This is a genomic window from Bradyrhizobium sp. U531 (genome assembly GCF_051710265.1).
GTDB lineage: Bacteria > Pseudomonadota > Alphaproteobacteria > Rhizobiales > Xanthobacteraceae > Bradyrhizobium.
In genome coordinates, this window is sequence record NZ_JASVEN010000006.1 from 149,072 (window position 1) to 170,156 (window position 21,085).

The window sequence follows — 21,085 nt, forward strand, 5'->3', positions numbered from 1 at the left end:
TCTACTTCGCCAGGCCTTTGCCCTCGAGCCATTTCTGGATCAGGGCTGCGACCTCGAGATTGTTCTTGTCCATCATCACCATGTGCGAATTGCCCTTGATGCCGGCCTTCGGGAGATCGACGATGTCGACACTGCCGCCGGCCGCCTTGATCGCGTCGGCAAAGGCGACGCCGTTGCCGCGGATCTTGGGCCAGCGCGAATCCTGCTCGATGTAGTCGCCATAGACGATCAGGGTCGGAATGTTCTTCAGCACGGCCGCCTTGGCGGGATCGCCGATGCCGGCGGGCTCGATCGCGATCAGCGCCTTGACCTTGTCGGGCCGGGCTTGCGCCACCTTGAAGCCGAAGCTGCCGGCCTGGCTGTGGAACAGGATCACTGACGGGCCGACGCGGTCGATCTCGGCGATATAAGCGGCGACGATCGCGTCATCCGTCGTGGTCCAGCGCGGCACGTTCTGCTTGACGAAGTTCTCGTAGCCTTCGACCGGGAACTGGCTGCCCGGCAGCACCTTGCGCTTGGCGGGATCGGGATCGTACGAGTTTGGTCCGTCGCCGATGCGGAAACGCTCGAACGGATTGGCGATGGTCAGGAAAACAGGCTCGCCTTTGAAGACGTCAGGATATTGCGCCCAGCCGGCGCGGCCGCGCTCCACCGCGTCGGAATTATAGACGGCCCAGCCCTTGCGCAGGAAATAGTTCAGCCAGCCTTCGCGGCCATCAGGCGTGGTCTCGTAGGTGACGCCGGTCAGTCCGCCGCCATGCCACATCAGCAGCGGATAGGCGCCCTTCTCGTTCGCGGGAAGGAAATACTGCACGTACATCTGCTCGACCTGATACGTGCCGTTGGGATCGACCTTGGCCGGCACGCCGCCCGGCGTGAACACGACCTCCTTCACCGGCTTGCCGGTGATTTCGACCAGCCGACCCCCGACATGGAACGAGCCCATGTCGCGCAGCGTGATCGGCTCGGCGGCGCTGGCGTTGCCTGCGATCAGCAGCGCCGTGAGCGAAGCGATGGCAATGCGCGACATGGTGTCTCCCTGGCTTGTCTTCATTCTAGTTCTTCGCATGACGCGCAGCTTCCCGCCCCGCGATCCGTCCGAACACGCTGCCGATGGTCATGCCCATGCCGGCGGCGTAGCCCTTGCCGAGCACGTTGCCGGCCATGATCTCGCCGGCGGCGAACATATTGCCGGAGGGCTTGCCGTCGGCCATCAGCATCCGCGCTTCCTTGTTCACGCGCGTGCCGAGATAGGTGAAGGTGATGCCGGGCCGCACCGGATAGGCGAGATAAGGCGGCGTCTCGATCCTGCGCGCCCAGTGCGTCTTGGGCGGCGTGATGCCTTCGGTCACGCAGTCATCCAGAATGGTGTGGTCGAAGGTGCCGGGGCGCACCGCTGCGTTGAATTCGGTCATGGTCTTTTCCAGCGCGGCCGGATCGAGCTCGAGCTTGCCGGCAAGCTCTGCGATGGTCTGTCCTGCGATCGGCGGAAACAGGGTCGGCATGAAGCTGGTGACGACAGTGGAATCGAAGATGATGTAGGCGATCTGGTCGGGCTGCGCCGCGACCAGCCGGCCCCAGATCGCGTAGCGCTTCGGCCAGATGTCCTCGCCCTCGTCGTAGAAGCGCTCAGCGTGCTTGTTGACGACGATGCCGAACACGACCGAGTCATGCCGCGTGATGATGCCGCCGTCGAATTTCGGCGCGCGCGCGTCGATCGCCACCGCGTGGCACTGGGTGGGATCGCCGACCTCCTGCACGCCCTTGTCGAGCAGCATCTTCAGGATCGAGCCGCGATTGTAGGGCGTACCGCGGATCAGGAAATTGTCGGCGGCCTCGCCCCAATATTGCTTCAGCCATTCGATGTTGGCCTCGAACCCGCCGGCGGCGGCGACCAGCGAGGTCGCGCGGATCTCGGTCTCGCCATTCACCGGCCGCTTCAGGCGCGCGGCGAGGAACATGCCGTCCTCGATCACGAGGTCGGTGACCTCGGCATCGTATTCGACGTCGACGCCGAGCCGCTCCGCGGTCAGATACAGCGCATTCAGCATGGCGCGGCCGCCGCCGAGGAAGAAGGAGTTGGTGCGGCCGAGGCTCAGCGTGCCGCCGAGCGAGGGCTGCCAGCGTACGCCCTGCTCCACGATCCAGTTCAGGATGTCCTTGGACTCCCGGATCATATGCCGCGCGAGCACCTCGTCGGTCTTCCCGCCGGTGACGCGCAGCAGATCCTCCCAGAACTCCTCCTCGGTGTACGGGCCGGTGAGGATCTCGGTGGCGGCGTCATGGGCACAGCGCATGTTACGGGTATGGCGCGTGTTGCCGCCGCGATAGAATTTCGGCGCGCCTTCGAGCACGAGGACCGAGGCGCCGCCGCGGCGCGCCGCGATCGCCGCGCACAGCGCCGCATTGCCGCCCCCGATCACCAGCACGTCGTACTTGCTGCTCATGCCGTCCGTCCGATGCGACGAGATTGAAAACTTTCTGCCCGCGGGCCGCCCCGGTCAAGCCCGGCAGCCATTGCGCACGTTTGTATACAAAGATATACAAAGCACGTGCAAGCGGCATCTCTGCATGGGCAGAATGCGCCTCGAGGGATCATGGCCAGACGCCCGGCAAAGGCAGGCGGATCGATTGCGCGCGGCGGCGGCGTTGCGCTGGGAGAAGCCGTGTTCCGCTCGCTGTGCGAGGCCTTGCAGGCCGGCAGCTATCGGGCCGGCGATCGGCTGCGCGAGGAAGAGGTCGCCCAACGGCTGAAGGTCAGTCGCACGCCGGTGCGCGAAGCGCTGGGTCGCCTCGCGGCGCGCGGCTTCGTCGAGCCCGCCGCGGGCCGCGGGCTGATCGTGCGCAATCTCGACATCTCGGAGGTGCTCGAACTCTACGCCATGCGCGAGATCATGGAAGGTGCCGCGGCACGGCTGGCCGCAGCCCACGCCTCCGCACCCGAGGTCGATGCGCTTCGCGACATCGAGCACGCCTTCATCGAGGCCTCCGCGACCGACGCCGCCGAACTGGCGAGACTGAACCGCGCCTTCCACGAAGCGATCTGCCGCGCCGCGCGCAACCGCTATCTCGACAACGCCGCCCGCGAATTGCAGGACTGGATCGCCCTGCTCGGCCCGACCACGTTCACCGTCACCGGCCGCCCCTCGACCAGCCACGGCGAGCACCAGGCCATCATCGAGGCCGTCGCCGCGCGCGACGGCGACAAGGCCGAGCAGCTCGCGCGCGCCCATATCCGCGAAGCGCTGCGCTGCCGGCTGAAGCTGTTGCAGAAGCAGTAAGCGGTGTGGACTCATGATCGCCAGCTTCCGCGGATTAAGCGGAAATCGTTCCGTTTAGGCGGCATCAACAGCTGATGACCCAGGGCACAGCTAACTGGTCAGTGGTGCCGTTCAAGGACAATTACATGCCCCCCGTCAACGAATTGCCATTTCGAAGCGAAGTAGCAATACTCGTCGGGGAAGCGGTCAAGGAAGGCCGGTTGATCAGCTTCTGCAAGTCGGGGCATCACCTCCGCCTTCCGGAACTCGAAGCGATGTGCTGGATCTATCCAGCGGGGCTGCAGTCCAGGTCCAGCAACGACGAAGGTCGTTCATGCTTGCATCAACTCAATGAATTCCGATGCGGACAGCCCCTTTGCGAAACGCTGCGCGTTCAGAATTTCGTTCTCGTTCCACAACCCCTCAAGTGGAAGCTTCGTAATTACCTTCTTGGCTGTATCCATCTATTGCTCGACTTCCAATTCTGCTGAGCGGAGTGGTAGCAAATCCTTGGATTGATGCCCTTTAAAGGGCTTAGCGGCGCGTAGAATGGGTTGAGCCCTTGCGAAACCCATTGCCCATCGTATTCGAGTTCGCCGATGGGTTTCGCTTGCGCTCAACCTATCCTACGGCTGCATTTCACCCAAAACGGCGAATTATTTCCCAACGGCCCGTTGTTGCAAACCGAGATGAGCGTTGACTCGGCCGGCGCGCCATCGAAAAAGTGCCTTCCATGACCGATAGCCAGCCTCTTCTTGATTTCGATCCCGACTTTTGCCGGAGGATTGCCAAATGGGGAGCAGTCATCTGCTTGGTGTGGTTGGGGATCGCGATTTGCATTCTCGCCCTCGTCCATCCTGGCAGCCAATGTCCAGCCTGGACCATTCACGACAAGAGCGGTGGGGCCACGTCGTTGTGGGTGATTGTGGGCTTCTTTACAGGCTTTCCCACGATCTGGCTTTGCTTCATCGTCCTGCGATGGAAGGGCTTCACTCGAATGATCTACGATATCGGTGCGGACGGCTATAAACGTTTTCTGGCGTCGAAAGATTGGGACTACCAAAGCAAGCCTGCCGCTTACACATTTCCTTTGAACTCGGTATTCGTGGTCGTCATCGGGATGTGGAGCCTGTTTTGCTCAATGCCTATCTGGGCGATGATCCTGCCTTGTTTTTAGCGCGCAGGACGGGTTGAGCACTTGCGAGACCCATCGCCGTTCGTATTCGAGTTCGCAGATGGGTTCCGCTCAACTCTTCCTACGGGCTGCACGCCAACCTCTCGCTTTGTCGCAAAGGCCGTCAGGCAAGCACGTCCGCGACGACTGCCTTCACGACATCCCGCACATCCGTGGGCTTCATCCGCACCTGCAGGCCGCGCTGGCCGCCATTCAAATAGACGAGGTCATGAGCGAGCGCGGTCTGCTCGATCACGGTCGGTACCTGCTTGCGCTGGCCGAACGGGCTGATGCCGCCGACCTTGTAGCCGGTGACGCGCTCGGCCTCGGGCGGCTTCATCATCTGCGCCGACTTGCCGCCCGCGGCAGCGGCGAGCTTCTTCATCGACACTTCCTGATCGGACGGCACGACGACGCAGACCGGCTTGCCATCGACCTGCGCCATCAGCGTCTTCAACACGCGCGCGGGGTCTTCACCGAGCGCGGCAGCGGCCTGCAGCCCGATGCTTTCGGCGTCGGGATCGTAGTCGTAGGCATGGACAGTGAAGGCAACACCGGCGGCGGTGAGCGCACGGGTGGCGGGAGTGACCTTGGACATGGGTCACGTTTACCACCGTCGTTGCGTGGAGCGAAGCGGTGTGAGGCAAGCCGGCACCACACTCTCAACTGTCATCGCCCGGCTTGACCTGGCGATCCAGTACTCCGAGACAGCAGTCATTCAATCGATCGGCCGCGGCGTACTGGATGCCCCGCCTGCGCGGGGCATGACAGCAGCTTGTGTGGCACGCATCATCCCCTATGAAGGCGACGCCTCACCCTACTCCGCCGCGTCCCGCATCTCCGCGCGCTCGGCGCGTGCCGCGCAGAACTTGAATTCCGGGATCTTGCCGAACGGATCGAGCGCCGGGTTGGTGAGCAGGTTTGCCGCTGCTTCCGCGTAGCAGAACGGCATGAACACCATGTTCTCCGGCACGTCGCGGTCGGAACGGACCTTGACCTCGACCGCGCCGCGGCGGGTCTCCAGGCGGATGAAGTCGCCGGGGGCGAGCTTCTTCTTGCGCATGTCCTTCGGCGACATGAAAGCGACGGCCTCGGGCTCGATCTGGTCGAGCACCTGGGCGCGGCGCGTCATCGAGCCGGTGTGCCAATGCTCCAGCACGCGGCCGGTCGACAGCACCATCGGATATTCGGCGTCGGGAATCTCGTCCGGCGGGATCACCTTGGCCGGCACAATCTTGCCGCGACCGCTCGCGGTCGGGAAGCCCGTGGTGAAGATGATCTCGTTGCCGGGCTTGTCGGGCGCATCGACCGGATAGGTCACCGCGCCTTCGCGCACCAGGCGATCCCAGGTGATGTTCTTCAGCGACGGCATCAGCTCCGCCATCTCGGTGAAGACATCGCCGGGGCCGGCATAATTCCACGGCAGGCCCATGCGCTTGCCGATCTCCTGGATGATCCAGAGATCCTGCCGCGCATCGCCCGGCGGCTTGACCACCTGACGCGCGAGCTGCACGCGGCGATCGGTGTTGGTGAAGGAGCCATCCTTCTCCGCAAACGCAGAGGCCGGCAGGATGACATCGGCGTGGAAGGCGGTCTCCGTGACGAAGAGATCCTGCACCACGAGGTGATCGAGCATCGCGAGCGCCTGGCGCGCGTGCTGCAGGTCGGGGTCGGACATCGCGGGGTTCTCGCCCTCGATATACATGCCCTTGATCTCGCCCGCGTGGATCGCGTTCATGATCTCGACCACGGTCAGGCCGCGGACGGGATCGAGGTCTTCACCCCACATCTTCTCGAAATTGCCGCGCAGATCGTCGCGGCTGACCGGCTGGTAGTCCGGCAGGAACATCGGAATCAGGCCAGCGTCGGACGCACCTTGCACGTTGTTCTGGCCGCGCAGCGGATGCAGGCCGGTGCCGGGTCGGCCGACCTGGCCGGTGATCAGCGCCAGCGCGATCAGGCAGCGTGCATTGTCGGTGCCGTGGACATGCTGGCTGATGCCCATGCCCCAGAAGATGATCGACGACTTCGCGCGCGCGTAAGTGCGTGCGACTTCGCGCAGCGTCTGGGCCGGGATGCCGCAGATCGCTTCCATCTTCTCCGGCGTGAACTCCTTGATCTTCTCCTCGAGGTCCTCGAAGCCTTCGGTGTAGCCGGCGATGTACTGATCGTCAGTCAGGCCTTCGGTGATGATCGTGTTGATCATCGCGTTCAGCATGGCGACGTCGGAGCCGGGCTTGAACTGCAGATGCTTGGTGGCGTGGCGCGACAGCGTCTGCCGTCGCGGATCCATCACGAACAGTTTTGCGCCGTTCTGCTTGACCGCGTTCTTGATGAAGGTCGCGGCGACCGGATGGTTCACGGTCGGGTTGGCGCCGATCACGATGATGACCTCGGCATCCATCGCGGCCGCGAACGGCGCGGACACCGCGCCCGAGCTCAGGCCTTCGAACAGCGCCGCGACCGACGAGGCGTGGCACAGACGGGTGCAGTGGTCGACGTTGTTCGAGCCGAAGCCGGTGCGCACCAGCTTCTGGAACAGATAGGCTTCTTCGTTCGAACCCTTGGCCGAGCCGAAGCCAGCGAGCGCCTTCACGCCCTTCTCGTCGCGGATCTTGACGAGCCCCTTGGCGGCGATGTCGAGCGCCTCTTCCCAGCTCGCTTCACGGAAATGGGTGAAGGGATTGGCAGGATCGACCTGGTCGTTGGAATCCTTCTTCGCGTTCGGCAGCCGCACCAGCGGCTTGGTCAGGCGATGCGGATGGTGGATGTAGTCAAAGCCGAAACGGCCCTTGACGCAAAGACGATTGTGATTGGCGGGGCCGTCGCGACCCTCCGCATAGATCACCTTCTCGTCCTTGACCTCGTAGGTCACCTGGCAACCGACGCCGCAGAACGGGCAGAGCGAATCCACCTTCTTGTCCGCGTAGGTCACGCGGGTCTGCTTGTCGTCGAGCATCACGGCCGGCATCAAGGCGCCGGTCGGGCAGGCCTGCACGCATTCGCCGCAGGCGACGCAGGTGGACTCGCCCATGGGATCGTCGAAGTCGAACACGATCTTCGAGCCGTGGCTGCGATAAGCCATGCCGATGACGTCGTTGACCTGGACCTCGCGGCAGGCGCGCACGCACAGGCCGCACTGGATGCAGGCATCGAGGTTGACGCGCATCGCCGGATGGGTGGCGTCGGTCTCCCAGCGCTCGGCGGCGGGGAAGCGACTTTCGGTGACACCGGTGGTCTCGGCCCAGTGCCAGAATTTGGAATCCGGATCGTGGCTGGTCTCGCGCGCCGGCTGGTCGGCGACGAGCAGCTCCATCACCATCTTCTGCGCAGCCGTCGCGCGGGCGCTCTCGGTCTTTACCTTCATGCCGACCGACGGTGTGCGCTTGCACGACGCTGCCAGCACGCGCTCGCCCTCGATCTCGACCATGCAGGCACGGCAATTGCCGTCGGGCCGATAGTCGGGTGCGGGCGAATAGCAAAGATGCGGGATCTCGCGGCCCTGGCGCTTGGCGACTTGCCAGATGGTCTCGCCGGGCTTTGCCTCGACCTGCTTGCCGTCGAGTTCGAATGTAATCTTGGTCATTCGGCCGCTTCCTTGAACTCGTCAGGGAAATATTTGATCACGGTGGCCAGCGGATTCGATGCCGCCTGTCCGAGCCCGCAGATCGAGGCATCGCGCATCGCCTGGCTCAATTCTTCCAGCAGGGCACGGTTCCAGACCGGCTGCTGCATCAGCTGCGCCGCCTTCTGGGTTCCGACCCGGCATGGCGTGCACTGGCCGCAGCTCTCGTCCTCGAAGAACTTCATCAGGTTGAGCGCCGCCGCGCGCACGCTGTCCTTCTGCGACAGGATCACGATCGCGGCCGAGCCGATGAAGCAGCCGTATTTTTCCAGCGTGCCGAAATCGAGCGGGATGTCGTCCATCGACGCCGGCAGGATGCCGCCGGAGGCGCCGCCCGGCAGATAAGCATAGAACTGATGGCCGTCGGCCATGCCGCCGCAATACTCGTCGATCAGTTCGCGCACGGTGATGCCCGCAGGCGCCAGCTTCATGCCGGGGTTCTTGACGCGGCCCGAGACCGAGAAGCTGCGCAGGCCGTGCCGTTCATGACGGCCATGGCCCTTCCACCAGTCGGCTCCCTTCTCGACGATGTCGCGCACCCACCACAGCGTCTCGATGTTGTTGATCAACGTCGGCAGGCCGAACAGGCCGACCTGGAACGGATAAGGCGGCTTGTGCCTGGGCAGGCCGCGCTTGCCCTCGATGCTTTCAAGCAGCGAGGATTCCTCGCCGCAGATATAGGCGCCGGCGCCGCGGCGCATGTGCAGCGTCGGACCGCCCGGCGGGAGCTTCGCGATCTCGCGCTCCAGGATCTCGCGCGAGGCCGGATATTCATCGCGCAGATAGATGTAGACGTCGGTGGCCTGCACGACATGCGCGCCGATCAACATGCCCTCGATGAAGCGATGCGGATCGCTTTCGAGATAGACCCGGTCCTTGAACGTGCCGGGCTCGCCCTCGTCGCCGTTGATCGCCATCAGGCGCGGGCCGGGCTCGCCGAGCACGGCGCGCCATTTCCGCCCCGTCGGGAAGCCCGCGCCGCCGAGGCCGCGCAGCGAGGCGTCGTCGAGCCCCTTGAGGAGAGCGTCTGTCGACAGCTCGCCCGAGCGAACGCGACCCAGCAGCTTGTAGCCGCCGCCGGCAACGTAAGCGGCGTAGTCGATATATTTGGGCAGGTGCGCGTGGGTATCGCCGCCCTTGGCCGCCGCCATCACATTGGTGACGGTCGCATGGTCGACGAAGTTGTGGCCGACTTCCGCGGCAGGCGCGGTGTCGCAGCGGCCGACGCAGGGCGCGCGCACGACGCGTATGCCGGGGCCGGATGAGCTCTGCAGATCTTCCAGCAGCTTCTCGCCACCGAGCATCGCACAGGTGAGAGAGTCGCAAACGCGGATCGTCAGCGGCGGAATGCTCGGCTCGCCCTCCTTCACCACGTCGAAATGCGCGTAGAAGGTCGCCGTCTCGAACACTTCGGCGAAGGCAAGCTTCATCTCGTCGGCGAGCGCGGCCAGATGCGCGGCCGAGATCTGGTGATATTTGTCCTGGATCAGGTGCAGATATTCGATCAGCAGATCGCGCCGCCGCGGCCGGTCGCCGAGCAATAGCTCGATCTCGTGCGCGGCGGTGGGATCGACCTGACGGCCCTTGGGCGTGGCCTTGGCGCGCCGGCGCCCCTCGCCCGGATGCTCGAAGTCTCTGACCTTGTGAACGTCGTCGTTGCTGCTCATGGAAACGTCGCGTTCTCCCTAAACCCGCGATGGTCGGAGGCCGGATCGCCCTCGCGATCAGCCTTCATTTCCAGGCTCAACCGACGGAACCGCGCACTCGTTGCGGGCCTGAATCGAGCCTCATTCCACTCAACTCTAGTCTCTGGTATACCAGAGGGGCAAGCAAATTTAGAACGTGTCTATAATGATTTAGGAGGCGGGCAGTCGCCCCGCCACGCCCCCTCGAGCACAAACGCCGGCGGAACCTCGCCTCAGCTCTTGTTCATGCAATCTTCGATGTAAAACCAGCGGTCGTCGCCGGTCAGACCCTTGGCCTTCACTTCGCCCCGGCAGGCCTTCAGCTTCGGCTTGTTGGCGGCCCATTTGGCCTTCATGTCCTTCAGCTTCTGCATGGTGAGCTTGATCTTGCCCGGCTTGGCCTCGGCCGTTGCAGCCGGAGCGGTGGTCGCGGGCGCCGTTGCCGTCTGCGCGGACGCGGCGTGGAGGCCTGCAGCCAGCATGACGGCGGCAAGGCAAATACGAGTGCGAAACATGAAGTCCCCCTGGATTTGATTCTCGATCAAGTGGATGGAAGCGCGCCGCGGAAGGCCGACTCTCGACCTGCCGCGGCGTCACCGATCTGCGATCAGAAGATCTTGACCGCGCTCTCCAGCGTCTTCCAGACGCCCCAGGCCAGGGGAACGCCGACGAAGGCCCAGAACATCGCTGCCTTGGCGTCGAGGCCGCCCTTGCCGATGCCGAACGAGCCGTGCTGGATCGACGCCTCGCTCTTGGCACTGGCCGCCTGCAATCTGGCAACCTCCTCAGGGCTCATGTTCCACTTCGGATCGACCGGCTTGATCATGTAGTTGCAGATCAAGCCCGCGATCAGCATGGCGCACAGGATGTACATCGTCGTGTTGTAGAGCTGATCACGTGGCACGCCGGCCGCGAGCTGGAACTCGCGGATATAGTTGACCACCACGGGACCGATGATGCCGGCCGTCGACCAGGCCGTCAGCAACCGGCCGTGAATGGCGCCGACGAACTGGGTGCCGAACATGTCGGCGAGATAGGCCGGCACGGTCGCGAAGCCACCACCATACATCGACAGGATGATGCCGAAGCCGACCACAAACAGCAGCTTCGAGCCCATCGCCGCGAAGGTCGGCGCCAGCGCGTAGAGCGCAATGCCGAGCAGGAAGAACGTATAGTAGGTGTTCTTGCGGCCCATATAGTCCGACAGCGAGGCCCAGAAGAACCTGCCCGCGATGTTGAACAGCGACAACAGACCGGCGAAGCCCGCGGCGATGCCGGCGATGACGGTCTTCTGCTCGGTCGAGAGCTGACTGAAGGACACGTCGGGAAGACCGATCAGCTTGCCGGCGAAGATCTCCTGCAACATCGGCGAAGCCATGCCGATGACGCCGATACCCGCCGAGACGTTGAGGCAGAGCACCCACCAGATCAGCCAGAACTGCGGCGTCTTGTGCGCATTGTTGAGATGCACGTGATGCTCGGTGATCATCGACTTCTTCTCGCTCGGCGGCGTCCAGTGGTCGGGCTGCCAGCCGACCGGGATCACGCGATAGGCGAAAGCGCCGATCATCATGAAGACGAAGTAGATGACGCCCATCGCGACGAACGTCTCCCAGACGCCGACGGAAGTCGGCGTCTTGAAATAGTTGATCAGGAGGTTGGCGAGCGGTGCGCCGATCATGGCGCCGCCGCCGAAGCCCATGATGGCCATGCCGGTCGCCATGCCGCGACGGTCGGGGAACCACTTCACCAGTGTCGACACCGGTGAGATGTAGCCGAGACCGAGGCCGACGCCGCCGATCACGCCGCAACCGAGCCACATGATCCAGAGCTGGTGAACATAGACGCCGAACGCGCCGATCAGAAGACCGCCACCCCAGCAGCAGGCGGCGACGGCGCCCGCCTTACGCGGACCGGCGCGCTCGAGCCAGCCGCCCCAGATCGCGGCGGAGACGCCGAGCAGCACGAAGAATAGGGTGTACATCCACCCCAGGCTCGCGACCTTCCAGTCGCATGTCGTGGTGAAGAGCTCCTGCCAGAGCGACATGTCGGGGCAGGCCTTGCTCTGCGTGATGCCGATCGCGCGCGACAGCGGCAGCCAGAACACCGAGAAGCCATAGGCCATGCCGATGCAAAGATGGATGCACAGCGCAGCTGGCGGCACCAGCCAGCGATTGAAGCCGGCCTTCGCCACGGTATGTTCGCGATCGAAAATTCCCGCGCCAGCGCCTGAAACGGGTCCAGCGCCTTCGATTGTAGCCATTCATTCCTCCCCTCAGCTGCCCTTCTGAGCAGCCTGCCGCTACCATCCTGTTCCTCAGCTCGTTGCGGTGCAGACGAATGTCCCTGCTGCTCCGCACAATCTTCCGACGCGCGCCAGGATCGTCACGCGCATCCGAAATTGTTAACCCCTCGCGCGGGGCGCTATGCCCGATACGACGTGCAGGCTTCGTGAGTTGGCCCGTTTGATCCGCGTATCGCAGACGAGACTCAACCTCCGCGCCCACCCGGAGAAAGTCAATTGGGGCAGAAGCCGTGATCGATGTCGATAGATAAAAGGTCGGTATCAGCGGGGTAACGCGCGTTAAGAACGCAGCGCACCATTTGCCCCGTCTATCGAACCATTCGTCTTTTCTATCAAGAACACGATGCGCGCGTCGTTGCGCTCGGTGATCTCCACCGTGTCGCCCGTCTCGCGGATCAGGTTTGGAATGTCAATCACCGACAGGGGATCGGTGCAGTGAACCTCGAGCTGGTCGCCCGGCTGCAACGGTTTCAGCGCCTTGCGCGTCTTCAGGGCGGGCAGCGGGCATTTCAGCCCGGTGAGATCAAGCGTCGTTCTGGTCATGGGCGCAACATGGCGGGACGAAGTGATGGCGTCAACGCAGCGGCTCTAGAGCACACAGGCATAGGACAGAAAGCCTACGCTCTGCCCCGGCTCGACCTGCGTCACCTCTTCACCGAGCTCGACGAGGCCGTCGGTCTCCACCAGCGACGACAACAGCCCCGCCCCTTCGCGCGGAAACTTGACGGCCTCGAGCCGGCCGTCCTGCCCGCGCCGCAAAGAGACGCGGACATATTCACGCCGCCCCGCCTTCTTCTTGTAGGTGAACGCCGCGCGCAGCGGGATCGGCGTCAACGGCTCCGGCAAGCCGCCCGCCAGCGCCAGCACGGTCGGCCGCACCACATGGACGAACGTCACGAAACTCGCGACGGGATTGCCGGGCAATCCGATCAGCGGCGTGCCGTCGATGATGCCCATCGCCACCGGCCGGCCGGGCTTGATCGCCATCCGCCACAGCACCAGCGAGCCGATGCTCTCGACCGCGGCCTTGACGTGATCCTCCTCGCCGGTCGAAACGCCGCCGGTGGTAAGGATCAGATCATGTTGCCCCGCCACCTGTTTCAGCCCGTTCGCCAGCGAGGTCCGCTCGTCGCGGAGAATGCCGAGGTCGCTGACCTCGCAGCCGAGGCGGCGCAGCATGGCGATCAGCATGAAGCGGTTGGAATCGAACAGTTGCGAGGCAGCGCGCGGCTCGCCCGGGGACGCCAGCTCGTCGCCGGTCGAGAACACCGCAACGCGAATGCGCCTGACGACGTCGAGCGTGACAAGCCCGAACGCCGCGGCGAGCGCGACGTGCTGCGGCCGCAAGCGCTGGCCTGCGCGCAGCGCGACCTGTCCCAAGGGGATGTCCTCGCCCGCGGGCCGGACATTGGCGCCAGGCTTCAATCCCGGCGGCAGCACGATCCTGCCGGCTTCATCGAGACGGACATCTTCCTGCATGAAGACGGTCTCGGCACCCGGCGGCATCGGCGCGCCCGTGAAGATGCGCGCGGTGTGGCCGGGCTTGATCGCGGCCTGCGCAAGCCCGCCGGCCTGGATGCGGCCGTCCAGCGGGAACGCCTGCTCGGCGCCGACAGGAAGATCGCCGGTGCACACGGCGTAGCCGTCGACGGCCGAATTGGTGAAGGGCGGCAGCGGCAGCGGCGCCGCGACGTCGCGCGCCAGCACGCGGCCATCTGCGTCGACCAGCGTCACCGTCTCCAGATCGGTGATCGCGCTGACGCGTGTCGTGATGAGACCAACGGCCTCGTCGACCGACATCATCGGGCCGCCGAAGGCAAAGCAATCGTCAGAAAGTTGCGCCATGGTGCCTCGTCAGCGCATCGCGGCGCTTTTTGCCACCGCTTCCTCGACCGGCATCGCCGCGCGCAGCAGCAGCGCCGCGGCGGCCTCGATGTCGTCGAGATGGACAGTCGGCAGCCCGGTGTCAATGGCGGTGTCGGTCGCGATCCCGGCAATGCCGGGATCGTCGGGAAACAGCAGCGGCTTGCCGTTCGCCGCGCGATGCACCTCGATCTTGCGATGCGGCTCGCGCTTGAAACCTTCGACCACGACGAGATCGACGGCGGACAGCTTGCCCAGCAGTTCCGGCAGCCGCGGCTCCGCCGCACCGCGCAACTCGTGCATCAGGGCCCAGCGGTTCGAGGATGCCACCAGCACCTCGGCCGCACCGGCCTCGCGATGGCGCCAGGAATCCTTGCCGGGCACGTCGACGTCGAACTGGTGATGCGCATGCTTGATGACCGAGACGCGCAGGCCCTGCGCGTTGAAATGCGGAATCAGGCGTGCCAACAGCGTGGTCTTGCCCGCACCGCTCCAGCCCGCAAGGCCGATGACTTTCATTCCAGCTCCGTCTCAGCAAGCCGCATGGTCTGTGGTGGAACCACCGCTCCCTCCCCGTCATTGCGAGCGCAGCGAAGCAATCCAGACTGCCGCTGCTGATACAGTTCTGGATTGCTTCGCTGCGCTCGCAATGACGAATGGAAGCATTTTGGCCATTCGCTGCCCATGCTTATATCGGCTTGACCCGAATGTCATGCTAACCTCGCGGCCATGATGAAGATCGACAAAGCTCCGGTGCCCCTGATCATCCCCAATCCGGACGATCCGCGCCTGACCCAGAGCGTGACCGGCACCGACCAGACCGGCGTGAAGGTCGAGATCAAGGTGCCGATGGAACGGCCGCTGACGCTCTATCTGAATGCGCAGGAGATCGTCACCATGATGACGATCGGCGACTATCCGGAATATCTGGCGCTCGGCTATCTGCTGAACCAGAACATGCTGAAATATAATGACGCCGTCACCGAGGTCGAATACGACGACGACCTCCAGGTGGTCGTGGTGCGCACCGAACACCACACCAATTTCGAGGCCAAGCTGAAGAAGCGCACGCAGACTTCCGGCTGCGCGCAGGGCACCGCCTTCGGCGATCTGCTCGAAGCCGTCGAGAGCGTCGCGCTGCCGAAGGCGGAGCTGCGCACATCCTGGCTGTACCAGATGACGCAGACCATCAACACCATGCCCTCGCTCTATCTCGAGGCCGGCGCGATCCATGGCTGCGTGCTGTGCAAGGAGGGCACCCCGCTCTGCTACACCGAGGACGTCGGCCGCCACAACGCCGTCGACAAGATCGCCGGCTGGATGTACCGCCACGGCGTCGATCCCGGCGACAAGATCCTCTACACCACGGGGCGCCTCACCTCGGAGATGGTGATCAAGACGGTGCGGATGGGCATTCCGATCCTGGTGTCGCGCTCCGGCTTCACCGCCTGGGGTGTCGATCTCGCAAGGCAGGTGGGCCTGACGCTGGTCGGCCGCACCCGTGGCAAGCGCTTCATCGCGCTCGCGGGCGAGGAGCGCATCGTCTACGACCAGGATCTCGCTTACGTCGAGGAGGAATCGGCGAAGCACAAGCGCAAGGGTGAAAGCGGTGACGACTAGTTTTCCGGCCACGCAAGGCGTGCTGCTCGCCGGCGGCCTCGCCCGCCGCATGGGTGGCGGCGACAAGCCGATGCGCACCATCGGCGGCCGCACCATCCTGGAGCGGGTGATCGCGCGACTGACGCCCCAATGCAGTGGACTGATTCTTAATGCCAACGGCGATCCCGCGCGCTTCGCCGGCTTCGGCTTGCAAGTGATCGCCGATGATGTGCCCGGCTTCCCCGGCCCCCTCGCCGGCATCCTTGCCGCGCTCGACTGGACCGCAGCGAACCGGCCCGAGATCGAATGGGTGCTCAGCGCCGCCGGCGACTGCCCGTTCCTGCCGCGCGATCTGGTGGCCCGCCTGCATGAGGCGCGGAGCCGCGAGAAGGCGCAGCTCGCGGTCGCAGCCTCAGGCGAGCAGTCGCATCCGGTCATCGGCCTGTGGCGCGTCGCCTTGCGCGACGAGTTGCGTCACGCGCTCGTGGTCGAAGACTTGCGCAAGATCGACCGCTGGACCGCCCGCTATTCGCTGGCAACCGTGACGTGGCCGGCCGAGCCGCTCGATCCGTTCTTCAACGCCAACACGGTTGAGGATATCGCCGAAGCTGAACGGCTCGCGGCGCTGGATGAGGCAGTCTAGGGCCTGCGCGCATTATGAGACTGGCCGACTGATTTCCGCTTAGGCCCCAACAGCGGCGGAGAAGCAACAATCTTCCGATGTCGCTTAAGGGCCAGGAACGGACATGGCCATGGTATGATTTAGGCCTCTAGCTGGAATTAGGTGAGGCATGATTGTTGAGTTCAATAGACACTTCCAAATGTGGGGCTACACCGTAAGTCACTCGCTTTTGCTTCTGAGAAGCAACAGATCGCAGGAGCATGGTACCCGGGTGGACGTGCTTTTCTTGGATGTTGCTCAGGTGAACCTGCCTACATTTTTTGACGGGCTGTCTATTCTTGAAGCCTCGGATATTGCGGACGCTGCCATCGACATCAATTTCGGCAAAAATTCAAAGATCGATCAGAAAGTCTACCTTGTCCAAGGCGCAGGGTTCAAAGGCCATGTGATCGCAGGCAATCTGGCTTGGCATGAAGATCAAGGCGCTCACTATGACAGCAGCTTTTTCAGTAAAGCCTTCACACCCCTGAGCATCTAAGGGCACAAAAGCGGAAACCACATCAGATCAGGCATAAGCGCAATCGGCGCTCAGTAGAGGCCGCGCTTAACGACGCCGTCTTCGTCCGGCACAACAGCGGAGATCACCTCATCACTGTCGATAAGCCAAGGCGGGTACGGCCCAACGGCTACTGGACGGCCCGTCAAATCCTGCAACTCGTTGCGCAGTTCGGAGTGGGTTTCCCCGGCGGCCCAACATGAATCTCGTCCGCGCGTCTCCACGACCAGGAACTCCGAATTATCTGAAAGAGAACTCAAGCAAGTTGATGTGAAATCCGCATCCGCCAGGCCTCGCAGTGGAAGCTGTGGCTCGCGAAATGCGATGATCGACGTGCTTGGCGGTAGCTGGTTTAGCCGTCTAGCGAGAGATTCATACGAGGAGAAGAACTCAAACTCTTTCCTTCCGGCCGCCCCCGAATAACGGATCATCACGAGGATTTCCGGGCGAGAGCGCAACCAGTTTTCGAGCGCACTAAGAAAAGCTGAATCGGTTGTAGCGATCATTCCTGACAACCTGCGCCACGGGAACTACCCTCCTAAAGTACCTCGAAGTCGGAGATCGCGCTACTTGCCTTGGTCTGCAATGGGTCAAAAGCGGTAGCGCCCGGGCCAGTCAGGAGACTTCCGCCAGTCCCTCAGGAGCCGCCTAAGCCGCCTTAGGATTTTGGAAACTCGTTGAGGAGCTGTGCCCAGATGATCGCGAAGGCGATCAGGCCGCAGACGCCGACCAAGGTGGTAAACCGCGGCAGCCGGTTGATCGCGACGAGTAGCCACGCTGGCAGGAAGAACAATCCGAAGATCAAGCCGAGCGGAAACACCGCGAGCCATTGAAAGCCGGTGCCGTCGCCCTGCGGGACATGGGCGATGAAATAGAAGGTGTAGAGCCAGAACAATGTCCCTGCCACCGCGACAAGAGCAGCAATCTTGCGGAAATTGAGGGGTGATAACGCGGTCATTGTTTGGCTCATGCCCCTTGGTCGCGATGGCGACCGGTCACGTTCATGGGACTATCGAACCGGCCCGAGGCCGTCGGCGACAAACTGATCGGGACATGCCCCGGATAAGCCATGGCCGACTCGCTCCTGAATGCCATCTTCGCAACCATCAACTTCGTGGTCGATCTCTCAGACGCGATCGATCGCACCAAGCGGCTAGGTAAGCTTGACACCGTCGATGTCCCGCCGGACCCGAAGCCACTTCCGCCCGCCGCCCAGCGCGCGCTTGCGGAGGCCGAGGAGCGCGAACGCGCGAGAGAGCGCGCCACTCAGGCCGCGAGCGGCACTGACCAGGCATCGTAGCCGTAGACCCAGCTGGTATCGCTGCGCTCCCTCAGCCAGATATTGGCGCGCGAGGTTTCCTGCACCCGGGTCGTGCGCGCCCTGCGCGTTGCCTCGAAGCGGCTGAATGCATTTGCGGCGCCATCGCGGTCGACACCCTCGAGGCAGCGTGACAGCACGGCAGCGTCCTCGATCGCCATCGCCGCGCCCTGGGCCATGTAGGGCGTCATGGGGTGACAGGCATCGCCGAGCAAGGTCACCTTGCCGACAGCCCAGCGATCGAGCGCCTCGCGGTCCATGATCGCCCATTTGTGCACGTCGGGACACGCCGCGAGCACCTTGCCGACCTCGGGGTGAAAGCCCTCGAAGGAAGCTCTGAGATCGCGCACGTCGCCTTTCGCCGACCACGACTCGATGCGGAAGTCCGGCTCGGGCTGGCTGGTGACGAGATAGACCTCGCTGCGATCGGGCCTGACGTAATAGATCACGATGTGGCGGTCCTCGCCCCACCACTTCGTGCAGTCGTCGATCTTCTCGCCTCCGAGCAGCGTCGCGGGATAGGTGGTGCGATAGGCGATGCGGCCGGTGAATTTGGCCGGTGCGGTTTCGAACAGGATATCGCGCACCGTCGAATGGACGCCGTCCGCTCCGACCACGGCATCGGCAAATGCGCTGGTGCCGTCGGCAAAGCTCAGCCGGACACCCTCGCCGGTCTCGTCGAGACCGACGAGCTTGTGATTGAGCTTGACGAATTCGGAGGGAACGGCGCTTGCCAGCGCCGAATGCAGATCGCCGCGATGGGCGAGCAGATAGGGCGCGCCGAATTTCTCTTCCGCGCTCTCCCCGAAGATCATGTCGAACTTGATGTCGCCGCTCTTCCAGTCACGATTGTTCCAGGAGCGCGGATAGAACGAGTTCTCCCGCATCCGCGCCTCCAGTCCCAGCGCACGCAGCACCTTCATGGCGTTGCAGCCGATCTGGATGCCGGCGCCGATGCGGGCAAATCGGGAGGCCTGCTCGTAGACCATGACGTCGACACCGACGCGCCTGAGGGCCGCGGCGGTCGCTAGCCCGCCCATGCCGGCACCAACGATCGCAACCGAAAGCGGCCTCGCCATCGCGTCCCCACCCTGTCGCGCGGCTTGAACGCCGCGTCGTCGTCTGCCCTTACGCGGGCCGGAAGCCGGCCCGCTCCAGCGCGCCGCGCGCCTCGTCCGAGCCGAGGGCATCGAGAAACGCCCGCACGGCCGGTCGGTCCTTGCGCGCCGTCACCAGCGCGAAGTCATAATGCTCCTCCGCGAGCGGAATGAAACCGAGGCCGGCCGCATGGGCGACCGGCGCAATGGTCATGCCCCAATCTGCGCGGTGCTGCGCGACGGCCGCCGCCACCGCATTGTGCGAGCGCGGCTGGTTCCAGTAACCTTCCGGGCGCGCGCCGCCGAGCAGGCGGTCGATCAGGATGCGCGTGCCGGCACCCTGGTTGCGGTTGACCATAATGCAGGCGGCGTCCGCGAGCGCGGCAGCAACGGCCTCTTTCGCACCGAGCCCCTCGAACCGCTTGTCGCTCTTGCGGAAGACGATGCCCTGCATTCGCCGCCAGCCGGGAATGAGCTCGAGCCCCTCGACCAAATAAGGCGTGTTGTAGGTCTCGGTCTTGTCGTCGAACAGATGGATCGGCGCGAGATCGCATTCGCCGCGTCTTGCAGCCGCGAGCCCGCCGAGGCTGCCGACGGCGATCGAGCGCACGACAAGGCCCGCATGCGCAAGCTGCGCGGTGACGAGATCGAGGCCGGTACAATGGCTGCCGACGATGACGAGATTGGGCACGCGCACATGCGGCGTGAACAGCGTCACCTCGGTTGCGGTCCCCGCCGGCATCTGGTCGGCGAGCGCATCGATGCGCAGGAAGCCGTCGGCCTGCGCAAAGGACGTGATCGCGCCGGATCCCTTGCCGGAGGGATAGGCGATCAGGCCATCCTTGCCGTCAACCAGCGAGACCATGACGAACTCGGTGCGACCGAGCTCGGAGGCAATGCGCACCGGTACGGTCGCGCTCACCTTGGCATCGGAGCGCGGCGGCAGGCCGGCCAACCTGCGCAGCACCGGCACGATCATGTCGTGGAAAGTGAACATCGCCGAGGTCGGAAAGCCCGGCAGGATCACCACCGGCTTGCCGTCGCACACCGCAAGGCACAGCGGCTTGCCGGGCTTGAGCGCAACGCCATGGGCGATGATGCCGGGCTTGCCGAGCCGGCCGATGATGCGATGGGACAGGTCGCCCGCGCCTTTCGATGTGCCGCCGGACAGCACGAGCATGTCGGCCTCGTCCAGCGCGCTGCGCATGGCGGCCTCGAGCCTGGTTTCATCGTCGGCGATGGCGCCGAGGAAGACGGCCTCGCCGCCGTTCTCGTCGATCGCGGCGGCCACGATCGCCCCGTTGGTGTCGTAGATCGCGGCGGGACGAAGCGCCCCGCCGGGCTGAACCAGTTCGTCGCCGGTGGAGATCACGGCAATCCGCGGCTTGCGCGCGACTTTCACCTCGGCAATGCCGCAGGCGGCGAGCATGCCGATCTCACGCGAGCCGATGATGGTGCCGGCGCGCAGCAGCGCCTCGCCGCGCGCAATGTCGGAGCCCGCATAGGACACGAACTGCCCCGGCGAGACGGCACGCCGAACGTCGATCCCATCCGGTCCCGCCGGCTGGGTGTGCTCGACCATGACGACGGCGTCGGCGCCGCGCGGCAGCGGACCGCCGGTCGCGATCGGCGTTGCGGTGCCCGCTGTCACCTGCATCTTCGGCGGGGTGCCGCAGTGAATGATTTCGCCGTTCAGCGCGAGATGCACGGCCGCGCCTTCGCCGGCAGCGGACAGGTCGGCCGAGCGCACGGCGAAGCCGTCGACATTCGAGCGGTCGAACGGCGGCACATCGATCGGCGCCGTGATGTCTTCGGCCAGCGCCGCACCGAGCGCATCGGCAAGCTTGCGCATTTCACTGGGAGTCGAACGCGGAAACAGCGCCGCTTCGAAGCGTGCCAGCGCCTCCTCGCGCGAGAGGATCTTGAGGAATTGCTCCTGTTCGAGCGCGCTGCGGTCCGGCGGTTTTGGGATCATCGTCAT

At 64.3% G+C, this 21,085-nt stretch carries 21 protein-coding genes; 6 read left to right on the forward strand and 15 right to left on the reverse strand.

Annotation, left to right across the window (positions count from 1 at the left end; all coding sequences use genetic code 11):
* Position 1: 1 nt before the first annotated feature.
* On the reverse strand, positions 2-1,030 hold the full coding sequence (locus QRQ56_RS25735; RefSeq protein WP_438743923.1) for an esterase: 1,029 nt from the start codon (positions 1,028-1,030) through the stop codon (positions 2-4).
* A 25-nt stretch (positions 1,031-1,055) separates the two neighbouring features.
* A complete protein-coding gene (gene tcuA, locus QRQ56_RS25740; RefSeq protein WP_438743924.1) occupies positions 1,056-2,447 on the reverse strand; it encodes an FAD-dependent tricarballylate dehydrogenase TcuA in 1,392 nt (463 codons plus the stop codon).
* Positions 2,448-2,597: 150 nt separating this feature from the next.
* Here tcuA and QRQ56_RS25745 point away from each other — a divergent pair, with 150 nt between their 5' ends.
* On the forward strand, positions 2,598-3,281 hold the full coding sequence (locus QRQ56_RS25745; protein ID WP_438743925.1) for a GntR family transcriptional regulator: 684 nt from the start codon (positions 2,598-2,600) through the stop codon (positions 3,279-3,281).
* A gap of 311 nt (positions 3,282-3,592) precedes the next feature.
* On the opposite strand, the gene QRQ56_RS25750 is transcribed toward QRQ56_RS25745, so the two are convergent.
* A complete protein-coding gene (locus QRQ56_RS25750) occupies positions 3,593-3,724 on the reverse strand; it encodes a hypothetical protein (protein ID WP_438743926.1) in 132 nt (43 codons plus the stop codon).
* 269 nt (positions 3,725-3,993) lie between these two features.
* On the opposite strand from QRQ56_RS25750, the gene QRQ56_RS25755 reads away from it, so the two are divergent.
* Positions 3,994-4,437, forward strand: a complete 444-nt coding sequence (locus tag QRQ56_RS25755) for a hypothetical protein (RefSeq protein ID WP_438743928.1) — start codon at positions 3,994-3,996, stop codon at positions 4,435-4,437.
* A 121-nt stretch (positions 4,438-4,558) separates the two neighbouring features.
* On the opposite strand, the gene ybaK is transcribed toward QRQ56_RS25755, so the two are convergent.
* The 8 genes from ybaK to mobB form a co-directional block, all read right to left on the reverse strand.
* Positions 4,559-5,032, reverse strand: coding sequence for a Cys-tRNA(Pro) deacylase (ybaK, locus tag QRQ56_RS25760; protein WP_438743929.1), 474 nt, complete (start codon positions 5,030-5,032; stop codon positions 4,559-4,561).
* Between the two features lie 219 nt (positions 5,033-5,251).
* A complete protein-coding gene (fdhF, locus tag QRQ56_RS25765) occupies positions 5,252-8,020 on the reverse strand; it encodes a formate dehydrogenase subunit alpha (RefSeq protein WP_438743930.1) in 2,769 nt (922 codons plus the stop codon).
* Positions 8,017-9,726, reverse strand: a complete 1,710-nt coding sequence (locus QRQ56_RS25770; protein WP_438743931.1) for an NADH-ubiquinone oxidoreductase-F iron-sulfur binding region domain-containing protein — start codon at positions 9,724-9,726, stop codon at positions 8,017-8,019. Before QRQ56_RS25770 ends, fdhF begins: the two co-directional genes overlap by 4 nt.
* A 251-nt stretch (positions 9,727-9,977) precedes the next feature.
* The gene (locus tag QRQ56_RS25775) at positions 9,978-10,259 is read right to left on the reverse strand and encodes a hypothetical protein (protein WP_438743932.1); all 282 of its coding nucleotides are present in this window, start codon (positions 10,257-10,259) and stop codon (positions 9,978-9,980) included.
* A gap of 92 nt (positions 10,260-10,351) precedes the next feature.
* Complete coding sequence (locus QRQ56_RS25780; protein WP_438743933.1) at positions 10,352-12,007, reverse strand: OFA family MFS transporter; 1,656 nt, start codon at positions 12,005-12,007, stop codon at positions 10,352-10,354.
* 321 nt (positions 12,008-12,328) lie between these two features.
* Positions 12,329-12,592 (reverse strand): sulfurtransferase TusA family protein, encoded by a 264-nt coding sequence (locus tag QRQ56_RS25785; protein WP_097662729.1) that lies wholly within the window; start codon positions 12,590-12,592, stop codon positions 12,329-12,331.
* Between the two features lie 45 nt (positions 12,593-12,637).
* Entirely contained in the window at positions 12,638-13,894 is a 1,257-nt protein-coding gene (locus QRQ56_RS25790) for a molybdopterin molybdotransferase MoeA (protein WP_438743935.1), read from the reverse strand.
* A gap of 9 nt (positions 13,895-13,903) precedes the next feature.
* Complete coding sequence (gene mobB / locus QRQ56_RS25795) at positions 13,904-14,431, reverse strand: molybdopterin-guanine dinucleotide biosynthesis protein B (RefSeq protein ID WP_438743936.1); 528 nt, start codon at positions 14,429-14,431, stop codon at positions 13,904-13,906.
* 210 nt (positions 14,432-14,641) lie between these two features.
* Here mobB and QRQ56_RS25800 point away from each other — a divergent pair, with 210 nt between their 5' ends.
* The 3 genes from QRQ56_RS25800 (at position 14,642) to QRQ56_RS25810 (ending at position 16,671) form a co-directional block, all read left to right on the forward strand.
* Positions 14,642-15,532, forward strand: coding sequence for a formate dehydrogenase accessory sulfurtransferase FdhD (locus QRQ56_RS25800; protein WP_438743937.1), 891 nt, complete (start codon positions 14,642-14,644; stop codon positions 15,530-15,532).
* Positions 15,513-16,154, forward strand: a complete 642-nt coding sequence (gene mobA, locus QRQ56_RS25805) for a molybdenum cofactor guanylyltransferase MobA (protein WP_438743938.1) — start codon at positions 15,513-15,515, stop codon at positions 16,152-16,154. Before QRQ56_RS25800 ends, mobA begins: the two co-directional genes overlap by 20 nt.
* A 250-nt stretch (positions 16,155-16,404) precedes the next feature.
* Positions 16,405-16,671, forward strand: a complete 267-nt coding sequence (locus QRQ56_RS25810) for a hypothetical protein (RefSeq protein WP_438743939.1) — start codon at positions 16,405-16,407, stop codon at positions 16,669-16,671.
* 50 nt (positions 16,672-16,721) lie between these two features.
* Here QRQ56_RS25810 and QRQ56_RS25815 read toward each other — a convergent pair whose 3' ends face one another.
* Positions 16,722-17,195, reverse strand: coding sequence for a hypothetical protein (locus QRQ56_RS25815; RefSeq protein ID WP_438743940.1), 474 nt, complete (start codon positions 17,193-17,195; stop codon positions 16,722-16,724).
* A 152-nt stretch (positions 17,196-17,347) separates the two neighbouring features.
* Positions 17,348-17,647, reverse strand: coding sequence for a hypothetical protein (locus QRQ56_RS25820; RefSeq protein WP_438743941.1), 300 nt, complete (start codon positions 17,645-17,647; stop codon positions 17,348-17,350).
* Positions 17,648-17,758: 111 nt separating this feature from the next.
* Here QRQ56_RS25820 and QRQ56_RS25825 point away from each other — a divergent pair, with 111 nt between their 5' ends.
* Positions 17,759-17,989 (forward strand): hypothetical protein, encoded by a 231-nt coding sequence (locus tag QRQ56_RS25825; RefSeq protein WP_438743942.1) that lies wholly within the window; start codon positions 17,759-17,761, stop codon positions 17,987-17,989.
* On the opposite strand, the gene QRQ56_RS25830 is transcribed toward QRQ56_RS25825, so the two are convergent.
* Positions 17,956-19,086: an FAD-dependent monooxygenase gene (locus tag QRQ56_RS25830; RefSeq protein WP_438743943.1), complete on the reverse strand. Its 1,131-nt coding sequence runs from the start codon at positions 19,084-19,086 to the stop codon at positions 17,956-17,958. The two genes, QRQ56_RS25825 and QRQ56_RS25830, sit on opposite strands and share 34 nt — an antisense overlap.
* Positions 19,087-19,135: 49 nt before the next feature.
* Positions 19,136-21,085 (reverse strand): molybdopterin biosynthesis protein, encoded by a 1,950-nt coding sequence (locus QRQ56_RS25835; RefSeq protein ID WP_438743944.1) that lies wholly within the window; start codon positions 21,083-21,085, stop codon positions 19,136-19,138.